17 protein-coding genes, 1 tRNA gene and 1 pseudogene are annotated in these 15,327 nt (G+C 45.0%); 14 read left to right on the top strand and 5 right to left on the bottom strand.

Annotation, left to right across the window (positions count from 1 at the left end; all coding sequences use genetic code 11):
• The first annotated feature begins 10 nt into the window (after nt 1-10).
• Complete coding sequence (locus EYS13_RS16495; RefSeq protein ID WP_423055327.1) at nt 11-82, top strand: helix-turn-helix domain-containing protein; 72 nt, start codon at nt 11-13, stop codon at nt 80-82.
• A gap of 406 nt (nt 83-488) precedes the next feature.
• Here the strand turns inward: EYS13_RS16495 and EYS13_RS06130 are convergent, their stop codons facing one another.
• Nucleotides 489-740, bottom strand: a complete 252-nt coding sequence (locus tag EYS13_RS06130) for a hypothetical protein (RefSeq protein WP_227766971.1) — start codon at nt 738-740, stop codon at nt 489-491.
• 727 nt (nt 741-1,467) lie between these two features.
• On the opposite strand from EYS13_RS06130, the gene EYS13_RS06125 reads away from it, so the two are divergent.
• The 5 genes and pseudogenes from EYS13_RS06125 to EYS13_RS16225 all read left to right on the top strand — a co-directional run bounded on the left by EYS13_RS06125 (nt 1,468) and on the right by EYS13_RS16225 (nt 3,468).
• Complete coding sequence (locus EYS13_RS06125; RefSeq protein ID WP_227766970.1) at nt 1,468-1,665, top strand: helix-turn-helix domain-containing protein; 198 nt, start codon at nt 1,468-1,470, stop codon at nt 1,663-1,665.
• Complete coding sequence (locus tag EYS13_RS06120) at nt 1,652-1,897, top strand: hypothetical protein (protein ID WP_227766967.1); 246 nt, start codon at nt 1,652-1,654, stop codon at nt 1,895-1,897. The genes EYS13_RS06125 and EYS13_RS06120 overlap by 14 nt, the downstream gene beginning before the upstream one ends.
• Nucleotides 1,894-2,280 carry a type II toxin-antitoxin system PemK/MazF family toxin gene (locus EYS13_RS06115; protein ID WP_227766966.1) on the top strand — a complete coding sequence of 129 codons (387 nt, stop codon included), beginning with the start codon at nt 1,894-1,896 and terminating at the stop codon, nt 2,278-2,280. The genes EYS13_RS06120 and EYS13_RS06115 overlap by 4 nt, the downstream gene beginning before the upstream one ends.
• A gap of 324 nt (nt 2,281-2,604) precedes the next feature.
• Nucleotides 2,605-2,934, top strand: a pseudogene (tnpA, locus tag EYS13_RS16230) (IS200/IS605 family transposase); the annotation flags it as partial.
• Between the two features lie 18 nt (nt 2,935-2,952).
• The gene (locus tag EYS13_RS16225; RefSeq protein ID WP_340641280.1) at nt 2,953-3,468 is read left to right on the top strand and encodes a site-specific integrase; all 516 of its coding nucleotides are present in this window, start codon (nt 2,953-2,955) and stop codon (nt 3,466-3,468) included.
• A gap of 74 nt (nt 3,469-3,542) precedes the next feature.
• Here EYS13_RS16225 and EYS13_RS06105 read toward each other — a convergent pair.
• From EYS13_RS06105 to EYS13_RS06095, 3 genes are all read right to left on the bottom strand, one after another.
• Nucleotides 3,543-3,617 (bottom strand) — tRNA-Thr (locus tag EYS13_RS06105).
• 263 nt (nt 3,618-3,880) lie between these two features.
• Entirely contained in the window at nt 3,881-5,185 is a 1,305-nt protein-coding gene (locus EYS13_RS06100; protein WP_227762444.1) for a transposase, read from the bottom strand.
• Nucleotides 5,186-5,497: 312 nt separating this feature from the next.
• Complete coding sequence (locus EYS13_RS06095) at nt 5,498-5,671, bottom strand: YgaP family membrane protein (protein ID WP_227766960.1); 174 nt, start codon at nt 5,669-5,671, stop codon at nt 5,498-5,500.
• Nucleotides 5,672-5,751: 80 nt separating this feature from the next.
• Here EYS13_RS06095 and EYS13_RS06090 point away from each other — a divergent pair, with 80 nt between their 5' ends.
• The 8 genes from EYS13_RS06090 to rsmB all read left to right on the top strand — a co-directional run bounded on the left by EYS13_RS06090 (nt 5,752) and on the right by rsmB (nt 14,309).
• Nucleotides 5,752-6,048 (top strand): MTH1187 family thiamine-binding protein, encoded by a 297-nt coding sequence (locus tag EYS13_RS06090; protein WP_227766958.1) that lies wholly within the window; start codon nt 5,752-5,754, stop codon nt 6,046-6,048.
• Between the two features lie 133 nt (nt 6,049-6,181).
• Nucleotides 6,182-7,432: a hemolysin family protein gene (locus EYS13_RS06085; protein WP_227766955.1), complete on the top strand. Its 1,251-nt coding sequence runs from the start codon at nt 6,182-6,184 to the stop codon at nt 7,430-7,432.
• A 324-nt stretch (nt 7,433-7,756) separates the two neighbouring features.
• Nucleotides 7,757-9,967, top strand: coding sequence for a replication restart helicase PriA (gene priA, locus EYS13_RS06080; protein ID WP_227766954.1), 2,211 nt, complete (start codon nt 7,757-7,759; stop codon nt 9,965-9,967).
• Nucleotides 9,968-9,979: 12 nt separating this feature from the next.
• A complete protein-coding gene (gene def, locus EYS13_RS06075) occupies nt 9,980-10,426 on the top strand; it encodes a peptide deformylase (RefSeq protein ID WP_227766952.1) in 447 nt (148 codons plus the stop codon).
• A 40-nt stretch (nt 10,427-10,466) separates the two neighbouring features.
• Entirely contained in the window at nt 10,467-11,408 is a 942-nt protein-coding gene (gene fmt / locus EYS13_RS06070) for a methionyl-tRNA formyltransferase (RefSeq protein ID WP_227766950.1), read from the top strand.
• Complete coding sequence (locus EYS13_RS06065) at nt 11,405-12,229, top strand: DUF116 domain-containing protein (protein ID WP_227766947.1); 825 nt, start codon at nt 11,405-11,407, stop codon at nt 12,227-12,229. The genes fmt and EYS13_RS06065 overlap by 4 nt, the downstream gene beginning before the upstream one ends.
• 31 nt (nt 12,230-12,260) lie before the next feature.
• Entirely contained in the window at nt 12,261-12,953 is a 693-nt protein-coding gene (locus EYS13_RS06060) for a zinc metallopeptidase (protein WP_227766945.1), read from the top strand.
• On the top strand, nt 12,954-14,309 hold the full coding sequence (rsmB, locus tag EYS13_RS06055) for a 16S rRNA (cytosine(967)-C(5))-methyltransferase RsmB (protein WP_227766943.1): 1,356 nt from the start codon (nt 12,954-12,956) through the stop codon (nt 14,307-14,309). It begins immediately after the preceding gene.
• A 9-nt stretch (nt 14,310-14,318) separates the two neighbouring features.
• On the opposite strand, the gene EYS13_RS06050 is transcribed toward rsmB, so the two are convergent.
• Nucleotides 14,319-15,293 (bottom strand): M28 family metallopeptidase, encoded by a 975-nt coding sequence (locus EYS13_RS06050; protein ID WP_227766940.1) that lies wholly within the window; start codon nt 15,291-15,293, stop codon nt 14,319-14,321.
• Nucleotides 15,294-15,327: the final 34 nt, after the last annotated feature.

Raw genomic sequence — 15,327 nt, 5'->3', positions numbered from 1 at the left:
CGCCCGCGTCTTGCACATCTCCCAGCCGGCCATTAGCATGCAGATACAGGCAATGAAGAATACTATGGTTAAAGGCAGGTGAATACAAATGGTAACTCTAACATTAAATCAAAAAGAAGTGGAGGTGCTCAAAAAATCAATCAACTACTGTTTAGACACCTGTAAGAAGGGTGGAGTTCAAAATGGCTGTACTGATTGTGCAGTACTAGAAGATGTTCTTCACAAGATGCCCGATGTAACGATGTAAGCAAAAGACAGCCAGGCAAAGATCACTATTTAAGCATCGGGTGACCTGGCCTGATGTGCCAGAAACAGTTATTGTTGAGTACGGTTTTACTGATAATGAGCCCGTTTAGAAATATCTGAATTTAAAAAGCTGATAAAACTGTAATTTCACAGGTAACAAACACTTTAGGATAAAAGAAAGGGTCTTGTACGCCAAATAGAAGGCCGGTTTTTATACCGGCACTCGAAAAGGACTTAGCTTTTTATGTATAATCTGGACGACAGCCGGCAAATTGCTTTCTGATTGCCGGCGCTTTATCGATTAAACTGTCTATCAAACCATCAAGGGCTCTTCTATCTTTTATTTCATCAACCCAGACCACTGTATCCACATCCATCTCCACTGCTATTTTGTATTTGTTTCCATCTCTCACAACAATAATTCCTGCATCATTTTCCTCGGCTATTGGGTTTGATCCGATAAAATCGGATCGTCTTCGAATGTAAGGCTTCATGGTTTGCCAACCTTTCCTTTTTAGCTATAGCCTTCTCCAAGGTACTGCTTTTCATTAAGGGAATTTTTGGAACTATAATTTGTGGCGCTGTCAGCAGCCAAACTAGACGGGTGAAATAATATTACAGCCTTGCGCATCAAGCTAATAATGAAAATAGCCCCAGCAGCTGTGGTTGGCCCACTTTTGCTGAGGCAAAAATTTTTCTAGATAATCGGACCGAAATTGGGCCAAAATCATAAAATTAGGCTTCCGGTCAAAATCCCGAAAGCCTTGATAATTTTGGAGCTGATGGAGGGATTCGAACCCTCGACCTGCGCATTACGAGCGATTATTTTGGCGTTTTAAGCTGTCCATCGTGTATTTCTAAATCCAACAAATCAAGTATTTTCAAGGCTTCCCAGCCTGGATAATGTTACCACGTCCAAGAAATACCATCTTTTTCACCAAGTATGTGAACTAAATGTGAACTAAAATTTTAAGCCCCTACCAGGGCTTTTTATTTTTTAGAGGTGATGATCGTGTCAGACCGAATCAAAAAAGGATGGGGACGGGAGTTCTTCCAAGCCCCCAAAGAAATCACTGAGGCAACTGCTTGATGATGAGCAATTTCGGCGGCATTTTGTCTGACAACGTTCTCTTACAAATATGTATTCGAGCATTCTACAGCTAAAGAGAGATTATCAAGAAATGGGAAAAGAGTTATAATAAGTACAGGAGGTTGCTTTCTATGGAAACCGAAAAGGTTTTAACTGTTCCCGAGGCGGCCCACTGTCTTGCCGTCCACCCCAAAACTGTATATAACTTACTGGCACGCGGTAAGCTGCCGGGAGTCAAAGTGGGCCGGGTTTGGCGTATCCATGCTGACGTCCTGGACGCTTTTTTACGCGGCTATCGAAAGGAGGTTTCTGATTTTGAGCCTACTTAAAGAAGAACTGCACCGGCTAGTTGACGCCTTGCCAGAACAGGAGACCCTAGCGGTGAAAAGGTTCTTGGAATTTGTTTTGAGCAAAGCCAATACTGAAGACGGGGATTGGCTGGAGGCCGACCTGGGCGGACTACCACCCTATGAATGGGGGCCTGAAGGGCTGCCCAACGGCAAGCCAGTGCGTTATCAACCAGGCGTAGGTTTAGTTGTTGTGGGAGGCAAGGAGGCATGAAAAATGAACCGCTAACACCAGGCGATGTCGTGCTGATTGCTCTCCCCCTACACGATCCGAAAGGACACGAACAAGAGGGTTACAGGCCAGCAATCGTCGTAGGCATACCCCAAGGCCCAGTACGTTATCCAGTGGTGATAGCAGTACCTTTGACCACGCAGACCGGCCCATGGGCCAGGAAAAACCCGAATTTATACCGGCATTTACCACGTGGTTCCGGTGGAATACCCCAGGCTTCGATAGCCCTACTGGACCAGCTGCGCGCAGTTGATGTGCGGCGGGTCAAGGCTTACTTGGGCCGCCTAGAACCAGAAATATTTAAGACCATAAGAAATAGCCTAATTGAACTGTTTGCTAAGGAAAATGCCCATGACACGCCCTAGATATTATCCTAAATGCACTTCACCAGAAAATATCACCTCTTTGTATGGCTTTCACAGTCTTTAAAAAAGCGGCAGCCCGTAAGAACCTTAAGACAAAAAACAAGGCCCTTACCGGCTGTCACAAAAACAACTGGCACCGTGCCAGGTTTGTTAGAAAGACCCAGGAGCAGTTAAACTGCTCCTGGGTCTTTTTGTATAACGAAAACCACCTGCTATGCAGGTGGTTCCAAAGAGCTTTAGCTATGAGTAGAAAAAACTACCTCCGTTTGGTAAAATAGTGCAGGTTTCGCCAGCTGCACTATAACAAAGGAGGTAGTTATCCAAATGGATACCGAAAGTTTATCACATACGCAATGGAATTGCAAATATCACATAGTATTTGCACCGAAATATAGAAGGCAAGTGATATATGGAAAAATAAAACAGGATATAGGGAAAATATTAAGAACACTGTGTGAATACAAGAAGGTAGAAATAATAGAAGCCAATGCCTGCCCAGACCACATACACATGTTGGTGTCAATACCGCCTAAAATAAGCGTGTCTAGTTTCGTTGGTTATCTTAAAGGAAAAAGTTCATTAATGATATTTGATAGGCATGCAAACTTGAAATATAAATATGGAAACAGACATTTTTGGTGTAGAGGGTATTTTGACCTTCAGAACGGACTTTTGACGGTCCAGAGGACGCTTGAAACGGCAAAAGGGAAGCTCCAATTCGTTCCGCCGAAAACTAAAACTTCTAAGCGAACTATTTCACTGCCGCCATCCGTCATTGAAGCATTGAAAAAACACCGCATACAGCAAATGCAGCATAAACTCCGCCTGGGACCGATGTATGAGGACCAAGGGCTGGTATTCCCCAGCGAAACGGGTACACCTTTCAATCCTGACAACCTGGACCGCTACTTTAAGCCCGTCCTCAAGAAAGCCGGTTTGCCTGACATCCGCTTCCATGACCTGCGTCATACCCACGCCACCCTGCTGATCAAGCGCGGTGAGGACATTAAGATGGTCAGTGAAAGGCTGGGTCACAGTGACGTGGCCTTCACCATCCGGGTCTACCACCACGTGATGCCCAAGGTGGAGCATGAAGCCATGCTGCGGTTCAATGACGTCCTGGTGGGCAAAAAAAGAACCGGAGAGCAGTCCGGTTCTAAGGCTGGGATTTTAGGTTCGGTGAACTAAATGTGAACTGTTTCCGGTTCCTTCCGTCGCCCTTTGTTCACTGAGACCCGAAACCCTTGCCATTACTAGCTTTTTGGAGCTGATGGAGGGATTCGAACCCTCGACCTGCGCATTACGAGTGCGCTGCTCTACCCCTGAGCCACATCAGCTTCATCTAAATAACGCACCACTTATTGTACGATGAAATACTGGATAAGTCAATCTGAAACCGTTGTGAGCTTTTTGCTTTGTACTCTTTTTTTCTCTATAGGTCATAACATTGGAATACTTCTCATTCTAAATTTTTAAGTTTTAAACTTGGATCACAGATATTTTGACAGTTCAACCTTTAAAAAAGCATAAAAGTCCTGTTATCCACAATTTAGGCCTGTGAATATCTTTTCTAAAATTTATTATTCACTTATGATAGTGGCTAAACTGCAGCTACCAAGCTTCTCATTTTATCTGCCTGCTTTTCTTTCACTCGTCCTAGCGCCATAGCTAACATAACACATAATGCTAATCCACATCGCATTTTCATCTTGGCCATGCCCCGGATCGTATGCAGTTCAAAGCCAAATGATACGTCAATACGGCTGTTTACTCGCTCAACGCTGGTGCGCTTATCGTATTCTTTTTCCCACTTTTGGCTTGCTCGATCGATCGGCGTAAAGATTCTCCGATCTTCTGAAAGGGGTATACGTATCCCTTGTGCTACTGGGCATTGTTCCCGGCCTTTACATTCTATTCCGTAATGTTCGGCACAGCATAGCTTCTTTAGTGTATTACGGTCTTTTTCAAATCCCCCACTGGGCATCTCCCGCCGGGTATTTGTCTTCGGGCAATAGCAGTATACATTACCTTTGTAGTTATAGACTACGTTTTCCTTTCCGCTCAGCAACCGTGTTTCTTCTCCGTCTTTCCACATATTACGGATATCAATGACCGGTTTGATTTGATACTTATCCCAGCACTTTTCAATAAGCTTTGTGTCATCATAACCCTTGTCTGCTGCTAGGGTCTCTGCTGTTTTCAATATCTCTGGTTGTCTCCGCTCTATTTGTTCAAGCATGGCATGACCTTCTTTAATATCCGAAGCCGAGGCTTTGGTAACTTTAAAGGCTACTGGTAGTTCATAAGTTGCATCTACGACTAAATGTAACTTGTAGCCAAACCATTTGATGATCTTTTCCCATAGTCTGCCATCTTCGGTTACACCCTTGTATTCTTTTTTGCCATAATCGGCATCAGTATCTCGCCTGCCATCAGGTGTTTGATTCTTATTCTGCTGCTTAGCGTAAGACGAGATCGCTTTACTGTCGATGGCTAGACGCTTGCCGAATTCAGGCAAAATCTCTTGCAACTGCTCAACGAGGCGATCTAAAATGTTATCGAGCTCTTCAGTATATTCGACTATGCTTTTTAAAAAACGTGTATAAACCCAAGCCGGAGGTACTGCCGTACCTTTAAATCCACACATATCACGGAGTTGCCCGTTCCGGCCCAGTTCACGCCGTAATTTTTCTACGCTATCATGTTGAAATACTATTCCTGCAAGCACTGAATTCCACATCGCCCGCACTGGGTAATCATCCCGACCCTTTCCTCGCTTTGCTTCCAATAGCCGCATCAATTCTTCATCTGGCATGTACTCTAGTACGAGCCGCAATCGTTCTAAGTCACCCAGTCCTTCAATTTCGTTCCAGCTAAATAGCTTGAGTTGTGGTATAATAGCCATGCAGGCAACCTCCTTTTTGGGTTAATGATTTGATCACTTACATTTTACCACTTAGGGGATTTGCCTGCCTTATTTTATTGCTTAGCTAAGTCTTAGGACATGAGGCTATAATTAGCCTTTATGGCATGTATCTTGGGAGAAAATATATTTTTGTGTTTCTCTCATTCCTTGTCCCATCTGACTCCTGGAACATCGCAATTAGCTCGTTGTTTATTTGCTGACTAATAAATGGTATAATTTACCTAAAGGAGTGCTCAATTACCAATACTAGTTTTCTCCGTAGGTTGACCAACCAAGCAAATCGTAGAAAAGTCAGTAGCCGGCAAAACCTTCAACCAGCATAATTATTCCTAGAACGTAGATTGCTATGGTGGAAGGTGTGTTTAAGGTTGCTAAATAACCAAAGGCTAATAAAGCCAAACCTACAATTACCCGCAGTACTCTGTCAAATATCCCTAAATTACGTTTCAGTGACAGGAGTCTCACTGTAATCACCTCGTTAAAGTTCATTATCAGTAGTATTGACTTTCTCATGCAGATATTATTATTAGAAAGGGTGATGCATTTTGGCTATTGTAGCAGTCAGCATAACTCCTTTAGGGGTGGGAACAAGTGTAAGCAGCTTTGTGGCTGCGGCGGAACGGGTGCTTTTGCAAAAGCCTCATCTGAAGCGTCAATTGAGCCCCATGTTCACTGTTTTAGAGGGCGATTTGGATGAGATCATGGAGGCAATCCGGGAAATGCAAGAAGCGGTCTTTGCAGCAGGAGCCCAAAGGGTATCTACCGTAATTAAAATCGATGACCGGCGGGACAAAGAAGTAACTATGGAAGGAAAAATTAAAGCTGTGGAAGAGAAACTGTAAGTGCAGCTTTTTGGGGATTGCTACCCGCTCCTTTTTGCTGGGCGGGTTTTTGTTTTGTCCATGGAAATAAGCTAGATCCTTTTGGGGTAGAATAGATGAAAAATTTATTGCCTAAATCAAAGGGGTATTTCATATGGACGGTCAGATTTTTTTGCGTTTATTGTTACTGGGGGTTTTGCTGCTTTTTTCAGCCTTTTTTTCAGCTGCGGAAACTGCTTTGATGTCCATAAACAAGATTAGGGTACGTTACCTGGCGGAACATGGCAATGCAAAAGGCAAAAAAGTAGCCAAAATAGTTAGCCAGCCTAACAAGCTTTTAAGTACTATTTTAATTGGAAATAACATTGTCAATATCGGGGCCTCGGCTTTGGCTACAATACTGGCTGTGGAACTGTTGGGTGAAAGAATTGGTTTGGCAATTGCTACCACCGTGATGACTTTGTTGGTGCTGATTTTCGGTGAAATCGTCCCTAAATCCATTGCCGCTCACAGCAGCGAACGGGTTTCTTATCTGGTTGTGCAGCCCATAAGTGTGCTGATGAAATTATTTTTTCCGTTAACTAAACTATTTTCATTTTTGACCAATGGGGTGTTAAAGTTTTTAGGTTACAAAAACAGAAAAGAGCCTTTAATTACCGAGGAGGAAATTTTAACCCTGGTTAATGTGGGACAGGAAGAAGGGGTGCTGCATGTTGAAGAGAAGGAGATGATCCACAGCGTCCTTGAATTTACGGATTCACTGGTTAAAGACGTAATGGTGCCCAGGACCGACATGTTTGCAGTACCTTCCTCTTTGACGTTGGCTGATTTTTTGTACCAGCTGCAAGAAGAACAATATTCGCGTATTCCGGTTTACGAAGATACTATTGATAATATTTTGGGCGTAATCTACGTGAAAGATTTGGCCCTAGCTATGGAAAGCTTGGACCGGCAGCGCCAAGTTGCGGAATTTGTCCACCCGGCATATTTTGTGCCGGAAGTTAAGAAGGTCGGCGATTTGCTCAGAGAAATGAAAAAACACAGGTTTCATTTGGCAATAGTAGTTGATGAATTTGGCGGGACGGCAGGCTTGGTGACTTTGGAGGATTTAGTGGAGGAAATTTTAGGCGAAATAGACGATGAATATGATTATGTTGAGAATCGCATTATTAGTGTAAACGAGAATACTACCTTGATTGACGGTTCAGTTCGCCTCGATGAACTGCGGGAGGAGACTAATATCAACCTATGCAGTTCTGACGCAGATACACTAGGTGGGTTTGTTTATAGCACTTTAGGCAAGATCCCAGAGGAAGGAGAGATTTTCACACTGGAAGGAATGGAATTTAAAGTTGCCAAAATGGAGGGAAATAGGATTAAGCAAGTAGAGATTTTGCAAAAATAACACAGGTATGAAAAATATAGAAAGCCGGCACGCCGGCTTTGCAAGTCAAGTTATTTTGCTTTAAAGCAGCTAGGGCAATTGTCAGCTTTGCTGCTGTCAATTTTACTTGTCGGGAAATTTTTTTGGCATCCCCCGTCCTGGCTTTTGTACTGGCAGTTGTCCATCGGACAGCTAGCTTTAATCGGCATGTGCGTTCACCTCCTCACTTTAATTTTCCACCCTGCTCCCCAAAATATAACCGTAAACACGTTCTGCTTTTTTGCGCCAAAAGTTTGTTTATACCATGATGTGTTTTTGGTATAATAGCCTTAAATTGGGAGGGGGATGGATTGGTTGCCATATGCCGAGGTAGTTGTGGAACTTACTAACCGCAAGCTTGATAGGATTTTTCATTACACAATACCGGGCACTTTAAAGCAAAAGGTACAACTTGGCAGCAGAGTAGTTGTCCCATTTGGCAACAGGACTGTCGGTGGAGTGGTGATTGGTTTTGCCGAAAAGGCAGAGGTGGAGGTTACCAAAGAAATCAAAGCTGTTCAGGAAAATGTTCCACCATTGACTTCTGAACTGCTTAAGTTAGCCCGTTGGATGGCTGAATACTATATCTGTCCCTTGAGTGTGGTGCTGCAAGCAATTTTGCCCCCAATAAGCCAAAGGACCGGTTCGAAGATAGATCAGGCAGTCAGGTTAAAGCCCGGTTTGCGGGCAGAGGAAGTTTTGCAACAGTTAAAAAGGGCTCCAAAACAAGCGGCTGTAATTAAAATTTTAGCTGATAAACCTGTTTTGCCCGTCAAACCCCTATTAAAAAAAGCCGCTGCCTCCATGTCGAATCTTAAAGCTCTTCAAGATAAGGGTTATATTGAACTAATCACTCTGGAACAGCAAAAAGAGCAGAAACTACAACAGCCCTACGAACTGACCCCGGAGCAGGGGAGGGTTTTGGTTCGGATTAAGGAAGCATTGCGGAAAGGGCAGTTTGCTGCTCAATTGCTTTTTGGGGTTACGGGCAGTGGCAAAACTGAAGTCTACTTGCAAGCTTTAGCCATCAACCGTCAATTGGGAAGGCAGGCAATTGTACTCTTACCGGAAATAGCTCTGACCGAGCAAATGGTAGGGCGTTACCGGGCCCGGTTTGGGGAAGAGGTGGTTGCGTGGCACAGCGATTTAACTCCCAAGGAGCGGCGTTTGGCCTGGGAGAAAATTTCCGGTGGACACGTTTCGATTATAGTGGGCGCTCGTTCCGCTATCTTTGCGCCTTTTTCTGATTTGGGGCTGATAATCCTTGACGAAGAACATGAGAACAGTTACCGGCAGGAGACAAACCCCAAGTATCATGCCCGGGAAGTAGCCTTAAAAAGAGGAGAGTTAAACGGGGCTTTAGTGCTTTTGGGCAGTGCCACGCCTTCTATTGAATCGGCTTACCGGGCCAGCACCGGTCAATTTGAATTATTGACTTTGACCGAGCGGTTTGAGTCCAGGCCGCTGCCTCAAGTGCATGTTGTGGATTTACGGGAAGAGCTGCGTCAAGGAAATTTCAGCATTTTCAGCAGAACACTGCAACAAAAAATCCAAGAACGTCTGAACAAGCGGGAACAGACTATTCTCTTTTTAAACAGGAGAGGTTTCAGCAGTTTTTTTGTCTGTAGGGATTGTGGACATACTATAGGCTGTAAATCTTGTGCCATTTCTTTAACTTATCATGCCGCCGCCCGGGAGCTAAAATGCCATTACTGCGGCTACCGGCAGGAAGTGCCACAAGCTTGTCCAGAATGCGGTTCGAGGCGGATCCGGGGTTTTGGCATCGGTACAGAAAGGGTGGAGCAAGAAGTCAGACTGCTTTTTCCGGAAGCTAAAGTTGGTAGGCTGGATACCGATATTTCCAACAAGAAAGGGTATAGGCAGGAAATTTTGCAGGCTTTCAAGCAGTCAGACCTGGATATTTTAGTGGGAACCCAAATGATTGCTAAAGGCTTGGATTTTCCCGGTGTTACTTTGGTAGGAGTAATCAGCGCTGATTTAAGTTTAAACCTGCCCGACTTCCGGGCCGGAGAACGCACCTTTCAGTTGTTGACACAGGTGGCGGGTAGGGCCGGCAGGGGCAGCAAACCAGGCGAGGTGGTTATTCAAACCTACTGGCCTGACCATGAAGTGGTCCTGGCTGCCCAAAAACATGATTATCAGGAATTCTATCAAAAGGAAATATTGGTCCGTAAGGAACTCTGTTATCCACCTTTCGTCCATTTAATCAGGGTGCTGATTTCAGGGAAGGATGAGGAAAAAGTTATTCAAGGCTGCCAGGATTTTGCGCAGTTGGTAAAAACAAAAAATGCGCCGGAAGTTGTTGTGCTTGGCCCTGCCCCTGCTCCTATTCAAAAATTGCAGGATTTATACCGCTGGCAAATTATTTTGAAGGGCGATAGGCTTGAAGAAATGCGCCGAAATTTGGGTAATTGTTTACAGCAATACCATCAAGCAACCCATTTAGCCGGCAGGCTGCATTGGAGCATAGATGTGGACCCACTTGGGATGTTTTAAGGAGGAATTGCAATGGCAGTATATAATATCGTGAAAATTGGGAACCCGGTGTTGAGGGAAAAGGCGAAACCAGTATCCAGCATTACGCCCAATATTATTAAGCTTTTAGATAATATGAAGGACACAATGTATGAAGCAAACGGGGTTGGTTTGGCAGCGCCGCAGATTGGTGTTTCCAAGCGGGTTGTGGTCATTGATGTGGGCGAGGGCTTGTTGGAGCTGCTTAACCCGGAAATTATCGCCATGAATGGTGAAGAGATCGACACCGAAGGTTGTTTGAGCATTCCCGGAGTTCAGGGGGAAGTGAAACGGGCGGCTGAGGTTACAGTTAAAGCCTTGAACAGGGAAGGCAAGGAGTTTGAGATTAAAGGAACGGGTCTTTTGGCCAGAGCCATGCAGCATGAGATCGATCACCTGGAGGGGATACTATTCGTAGATAGACTGGAAAAAATGGACTAAAGTTAAGTGGCATTCTATTATTTAAAAGAGGTGTTATTTTTTGCGCACAGTTTTTATGGGCACCGCTGATTTTGCGGTACCTAGTCTAAAAAAGATAGTGAATGCAGGACATCAGGTGGATGCTGTAATTACCCAGCCTGACCGGCCTAAGGGGAGGGGGCAAAAGGTGCAGCCGTCGCCGGTAAAAGCAGCTGCTTTGGATTTAGGGTTAGTTGTGTTCCAACCGGAAAGCATTAAGGATCCTGAAGCACAGTTTTTTTTGCAAAAGCTGGCGCCTGAGTTAATTGTCGTTGTTGCTTATGGGCAAATATTACCGGCAAGTATTTTGGACCTTCCTCCCTTTGGCTGTATAAATCTGCACGCCTCACTTTTACCGGCCTACCGTGGTGCAGCACCAATTCACTGGGCTATTATCAACGGTGAGGAAGAAACCGGAGTCAGCACTATGTACATGGCCCGTTCTATGGATAGCGGAGATGTAATTTTGCAAAAAAGAGTGCCCATAGAGCCACAGGATACGGCAGGTACGCTGCATGACAAGCTGGCAGAGAAGGGAGCGGAGTTGTTAATACAAACTCTGGAACTGCTTGCCCGGGGATCTGCTCCCCGCTTCGCCCAAGATGAGTCTAAAGCTACTTATGCTCCGCAGTTGACACGGGAACATGAAGAAATCGACTGGTCTAAGTCTAACAGAGAGTTAGCCAATCTTATCCGGGGCATGAATCCTTGGCCTGGTGCGTATACTACTTACAAAGGGAAAGTGCTAAAAATTTTAGAAGCCGAGTCGCTGGAAAAACCGGAATATGCAAGGGCGGGAGCAATCCTGAGTTTGGATAAAAACAGAGGGTTTGTTGTGCAGTGTGGCAGGGGAGCTTTGCTGATTACTAAAGTTAAACCTCAGGGAAAACAGGCCATGGAAGCCGCGGCCTTTTGCCGCGGTTATAACGTAGAACCGGGTATAGTTTTAGGAAGTAGAGAATGATGAATACCCCAAAGCGGATTTTTGTTGGCCTGTTGCTCCTCAGTCTGTTTACTATTTTGGCCCTAATTATCCTAGGTTGGTTATTGGCTGTACACAGGGTTAATTTACTAAACCAGTTTTTTTTAATCTTGGGAGGAGCAGTCATTCTCTTATTGGGCGCCCTGGCTTTTGGGCTACTTAGCTTGATAGTTAATTTGTGGAGCGCTAAAGCAAACCCTTCCATGGAGAACCTTATGCTGGCAGCGGTTAATATGCTTTTTCCCATTGCCCTCGGTTTAGGTAAAATTTTTAACATTGATCAGGACCGCATAAAAAGATCCTTTATTGCTGTGAACAATGAACTGGTACGCAACCGTAAGTTGATGTTTAAGTCTGAGGAAATTATGATCCTTGCGCCTCACTGCCTACAATGGAGTCAATGTCAGTATAAAATTACCGTAGATGTCGAGAATTGCCGTCGATGCGGTAAATGTGTTATCAATGATTTGCATAACCTAAAAGACAAGTATGGAGTCAAATTGGCGGTTGCTTCCGGCGGCACGCTGGCAAGAAAGTTCGTGAAGGATCTGCGGCCAAAAGGAATAGTAGCTATTGCCTGTGAACGGGATTTGACCAGCGGCATACAGGAAATCAATCCCATGCCAGTTTTGGGAGTTCTAAATTTGCGGCCCCAGGGACCTTGCTTTAATACCGACGTATACATTGACCAAGTTGAAGAAGCACTTATTTGCCTTATACAAAATCAGAACTTGGCAGAGCAGTCTTTTTCCCTGGATATACCCCACCGGGGTTTACAAGGTAGGCCTTATCAGATAAAATAAGGATAAAGAAGAATTTTAAGGAGGGGGTTTAATGTTTCCGTTTTTTGATCCCACATTTGTCTTGTTGATACCGGCAATTATCTTGTCACTTTATGCCCAGGCTAAAGTACAGGGGGCATTTACTAAATATTCCAGGGTTTCCTCGACCACAGGGCTGACAGGGGCAGCCGTAGCCCGGCAGCTTTTAAGGGAAGCGGGCATTTATGATGTGGAGGTTGAAATGATCCCTGGTCACCTTACAGATCATTACGACCCGCGGCACAAGAAACTGCGTCTTTCCTCTCAGGTTTACCACAGCAGTTCCCTGGCCGCTCTTGGGATTGCTGCCCATGAAACAGGCCATGCTATTCAGCATGATGTAGGCTATTTTCCCCTGGCACTGCGCAATAACTTAGCTCCTATTGCCCAGTTCGGCTCAAACCTGGCTTTTCCCTTGCTCTTTTTAGGCCTTATTTTAGGAGCTGCGGGTTTAGCCAGATTCGGAGTTATGGCTTTTGTAGCCGTGGTGCTTTTTCAACTGATTACGCTACCTGTAGAGTTCAACGCATCTAATAGGGCCATTGCTTTGCTGGAAGGGGGCGGTTACCTGACCCGCCAGGAAGTTGGCCCGGCCAGAAGCGTATTAAGTGCAGCTGCCCTGACCTACGTAGCAGCGGCGCTGACGGCTGTTTTAACTCTCCTTCGCCTCTTCATTTTATCCGGCATGTTAAGAAGGGATGAATAGATGCAGTCGGCCCGGGAAGTTGCACTAAAAGTCTTGTATAAAATCGAAGTAGAGGATGCTTTTGCTAACCTGGCTTTAAGTCAGGCTATCGGGCAAACCGGTCTTAGCAAACTGGAGCGAGGTCTAACTACAGAGTTAGTTTATGGAGTTACCCGACACAGAAACACTTTGGACTGGGTTTTGGAAAAATTTGTTGCCCGCGGTTTAAGAAAATTAACCCCCTGGATCAGGAATATCCTGCGCCTGGGGGTTTACCAGCTTTTTTACCTGGATAAAATACCTGCTTCCGCGGCAATAAATGAATGCGTTAACTTGGCCAAGAAATACGGACATGCCGGTACGGTGAAACTGGTGAACGGCGTGTTGCGCAACGTAGAAAGAAATAAGGGTTCAATTTCTTTTCCGGAACTGGATGTGAACCCAGTTGAACATATCAGCTTGAAATATTCCCATCCGGCTTGGCTGGTGGAGCGCTGGCTTAAACAATACGGCGTGGAAGATACTATCGCCCTTTGCAAGGCAAATAACCAACCGGCAGCAAACAGTATCAGGACCAACACTTTGAAGATTACCCGGAGCATGTTGGCCGCCAAATTGGCAGAGGAAGGTGTTGAAACTAAAGAGAGCCTATTCACTCCGGAGGGACTTTTAATCCATAACTTTGTCAGTTTGGAAGAGTTGACAGCTTTTAAAGCAGGAGAATTCTTACTGCAGGATGAAGGTTCCATGCTGATAAGCCACCTGGTCCGGCCCAAGGCCGGGGATTTGGTGATCGACGCCTGTGCAGCGCCAGGGACAAAAACGACTCACTTGGCCCAGCTGGCAGAAGACGATTGTCAAATTATTGCCTGCGATGTGCATGAACATAAATTGGGGCTGATTGCGGAAAACTGCCGGCGTTTAGGTATCAAAAGCATCGCAACAAAGCTTTTGGATGCCAGAAAAATAGGGGAAAACTTCCAAGGACAAGTTGATCGCCTTTTAATTGATGCACCATGTTCGGGATTAGGTGTGCTTCGGCGGAGACCCGATGCCAGATGGAAAAAAACTCCGGAGCAAATAGAGGATTTAAGCACCTTGCAGTTGGAAATTTTAAACGGAGCTTGCCGTTCGTTGAAGACTGGCGGAGTATTGGTCTACAGCACTTGCTCCATTTCTCCCGAAGAAAATATCGTGGTTGTGACCGAGTTTTTAAAACAGAATGCTGATTTTCAGCTGGAGAGCATTTTAGATCTATTGCCTTTTACCCCAGAGCGAGTAGACGACTTGGCTACGGCCAAACGCGGCTACCTCCAGTTTTTACCCCACGTTCACGGGACAGACGGATTTTTTATGGCCAGGATGGTACGCAGGTAAGCATTTTTTTTATTGCTTTAAATTTTCATCCAGCCACATGGCGGCATCGCTGATTGCTCTGGAGACCAGTTTAAGCTGTTTATAATCTATTTTGTCCAAAGTATCCTGAGGGGTATGGTTATTAGCAAGCCAGTCCCAAGCCATTACCGATAAGGAGTCAATACCCGCTTGGCCAAAGGGATAATGGTCGGAGGTGCGTTTGTCGGTTATGTCCAGTGTTACTTGAAAGTCGTACTGCAGCAATTTATCGTAAACGGTTTGCACCAACGGGGAATTTTTCACTGCTTCAATTACCATTTTGCCGGAGGCAGTGCCTATCGTGTCCAAATTGATCATCCCGGTTATTTTCTCCTTGGGGAACGGTAGATTTTTAACAAAATATTCGGAGCCATACAAGCCCATTTCCTCGGCTCCAAAAGCTACAAATACATAGTTTAAGTTGCGATTTTTCCTGGCATTTAAGGCCCGGCAAATATCCAGCAGGGCTGCGATGCCAGACAGATTATCGTTGGCACTGGGATAGATTTGTCCGTTGTTGATCCCCTGTCCGTCGTAGTGGGCGCCAAAAATTAAAAATTGATCGGATTTGCCCGGTAGAATTCCTACAATATTTTGCGACTGATTGGTGGCCGGGCCTGTGCCTTTAAATTTGAGCCTGCTGTTTTCATAAAAAGCTGAACGTGCAGGAATGGAAAAGGGCTGAAAATAGAAATTGTTTCCTTCCCTTAAAGGGTTTAAATCCAAAGTAGCAAATTCTCTGGCGAGAATAGAGGCTGCTTTTTTTTCGTATTTGCTGCCTGCAGCCCGTCCTTTTAGGCTTGCCAAATTTTGAATAACAGTATTTTCAAAGCTGTTTTTAGCAGTGTAGCCTTCATGTTCCGGTGCGGGTTGGGTCTGCTGCTCACTCCGCCAAGCAGGACTACACGCGGTTACTAAAAAAAGGGCAATGCTGCAGCAGGCGAAGATTTTAGCGGTACATTTCATACGCTTCTTCCTTTGTTGTTTTCTTGTTCGTACA

This window comes from Zhaonella formicivorans (assembly GCF_004353525.1).
Classification (GTDB): Bacteria; Bacillota; DUOV01; order DUOV01; family Zhaonellaceae; genus Zhaonella; species Zhaonella formicivorans.
This window is presented reverse-complemented; position numbering and strand designations above follow the sequence as displayed.

Excerpts from the sequence above, each read along its gene's own strand:
- EYS13_RS06065 (WP_227766947.1), top strand. The coding sequence starts at position 11,405 with ATGATGAATACCCCAAAGCGGATTTTTGTTGGCCTGTTGCTCCTCAGT.
- EYS13_RS06085 (WP_227766955.1), top strand. The coding sequence starts at position 6,182 with ATGGACGGTCAGATTTTTTTGCGTTTATTGTTACTGGGGGTTTTGCTG.
- EYS13_RS06130 (WP_227766971.1), bottom strand. The coding sequence starts at position 740 with ATGAAGCCTTACATTCGAAGACGATCCGATTTTATCGGATCAAACCCA.
- rsmB (WP_227766943.1), top strand. The coding sequence starts at position 12,954 with ATGCAGTCGGCCCGGGAAGTTGCACTAAAAGTCTTGTATAAAATCGAA.
- priA (WP_227766954.1), top strand. The coding sequence starts at position 7,757 with ATGGATTGGTTGCCATATGCCGAGGTAGTTGTGGAACTTACTAACCGC.
- EYS13_RS06100 (WP_227762444.1), bottom strand. The coding sequence starts at position 5,185 with ATGGCTATTATACCACAACTCAAGCTATTTAGCTGGAACGAAATTGAA.
- EYS13_RS06115 (WP_227766966.1), top strand. The coding sequence starts at position 1,894 with ATGAAAAATGAACCGCTAACACCAGGCGATGTCGTGCTGATTGCTCTC.
- def (WP_227766952.1), top strand. The coding sequence starts at position 9,980 with ATGGCAGTATATAATATCGTGAAAATTGGGAACCCGGTGTTGAGGGAA.
- EYS13_RS06050 (WP_227766940.1), bottom strand. The coding sequence starts at position 15,293 with ATGAAATGTACCGCTAAAATCTTCGCCTGCTGCAGCATTGCCCTTTTT.
- EYS13_RS06060 (WP_227766945.1), top strand. The coding sequence starts at position 12,261 with ATGTTTCCGTTTTTTGATCCCACATTTGTCTTGTTGATACCGGCAATT.
- EYS13_RS06125 (WP_227766970.1), top strand. The coding sequence starts at position 1,468 with ATGGAAACCGAAAAGGTTTTAACTGTTCCCGAGGCGGCCCACTGTCTT.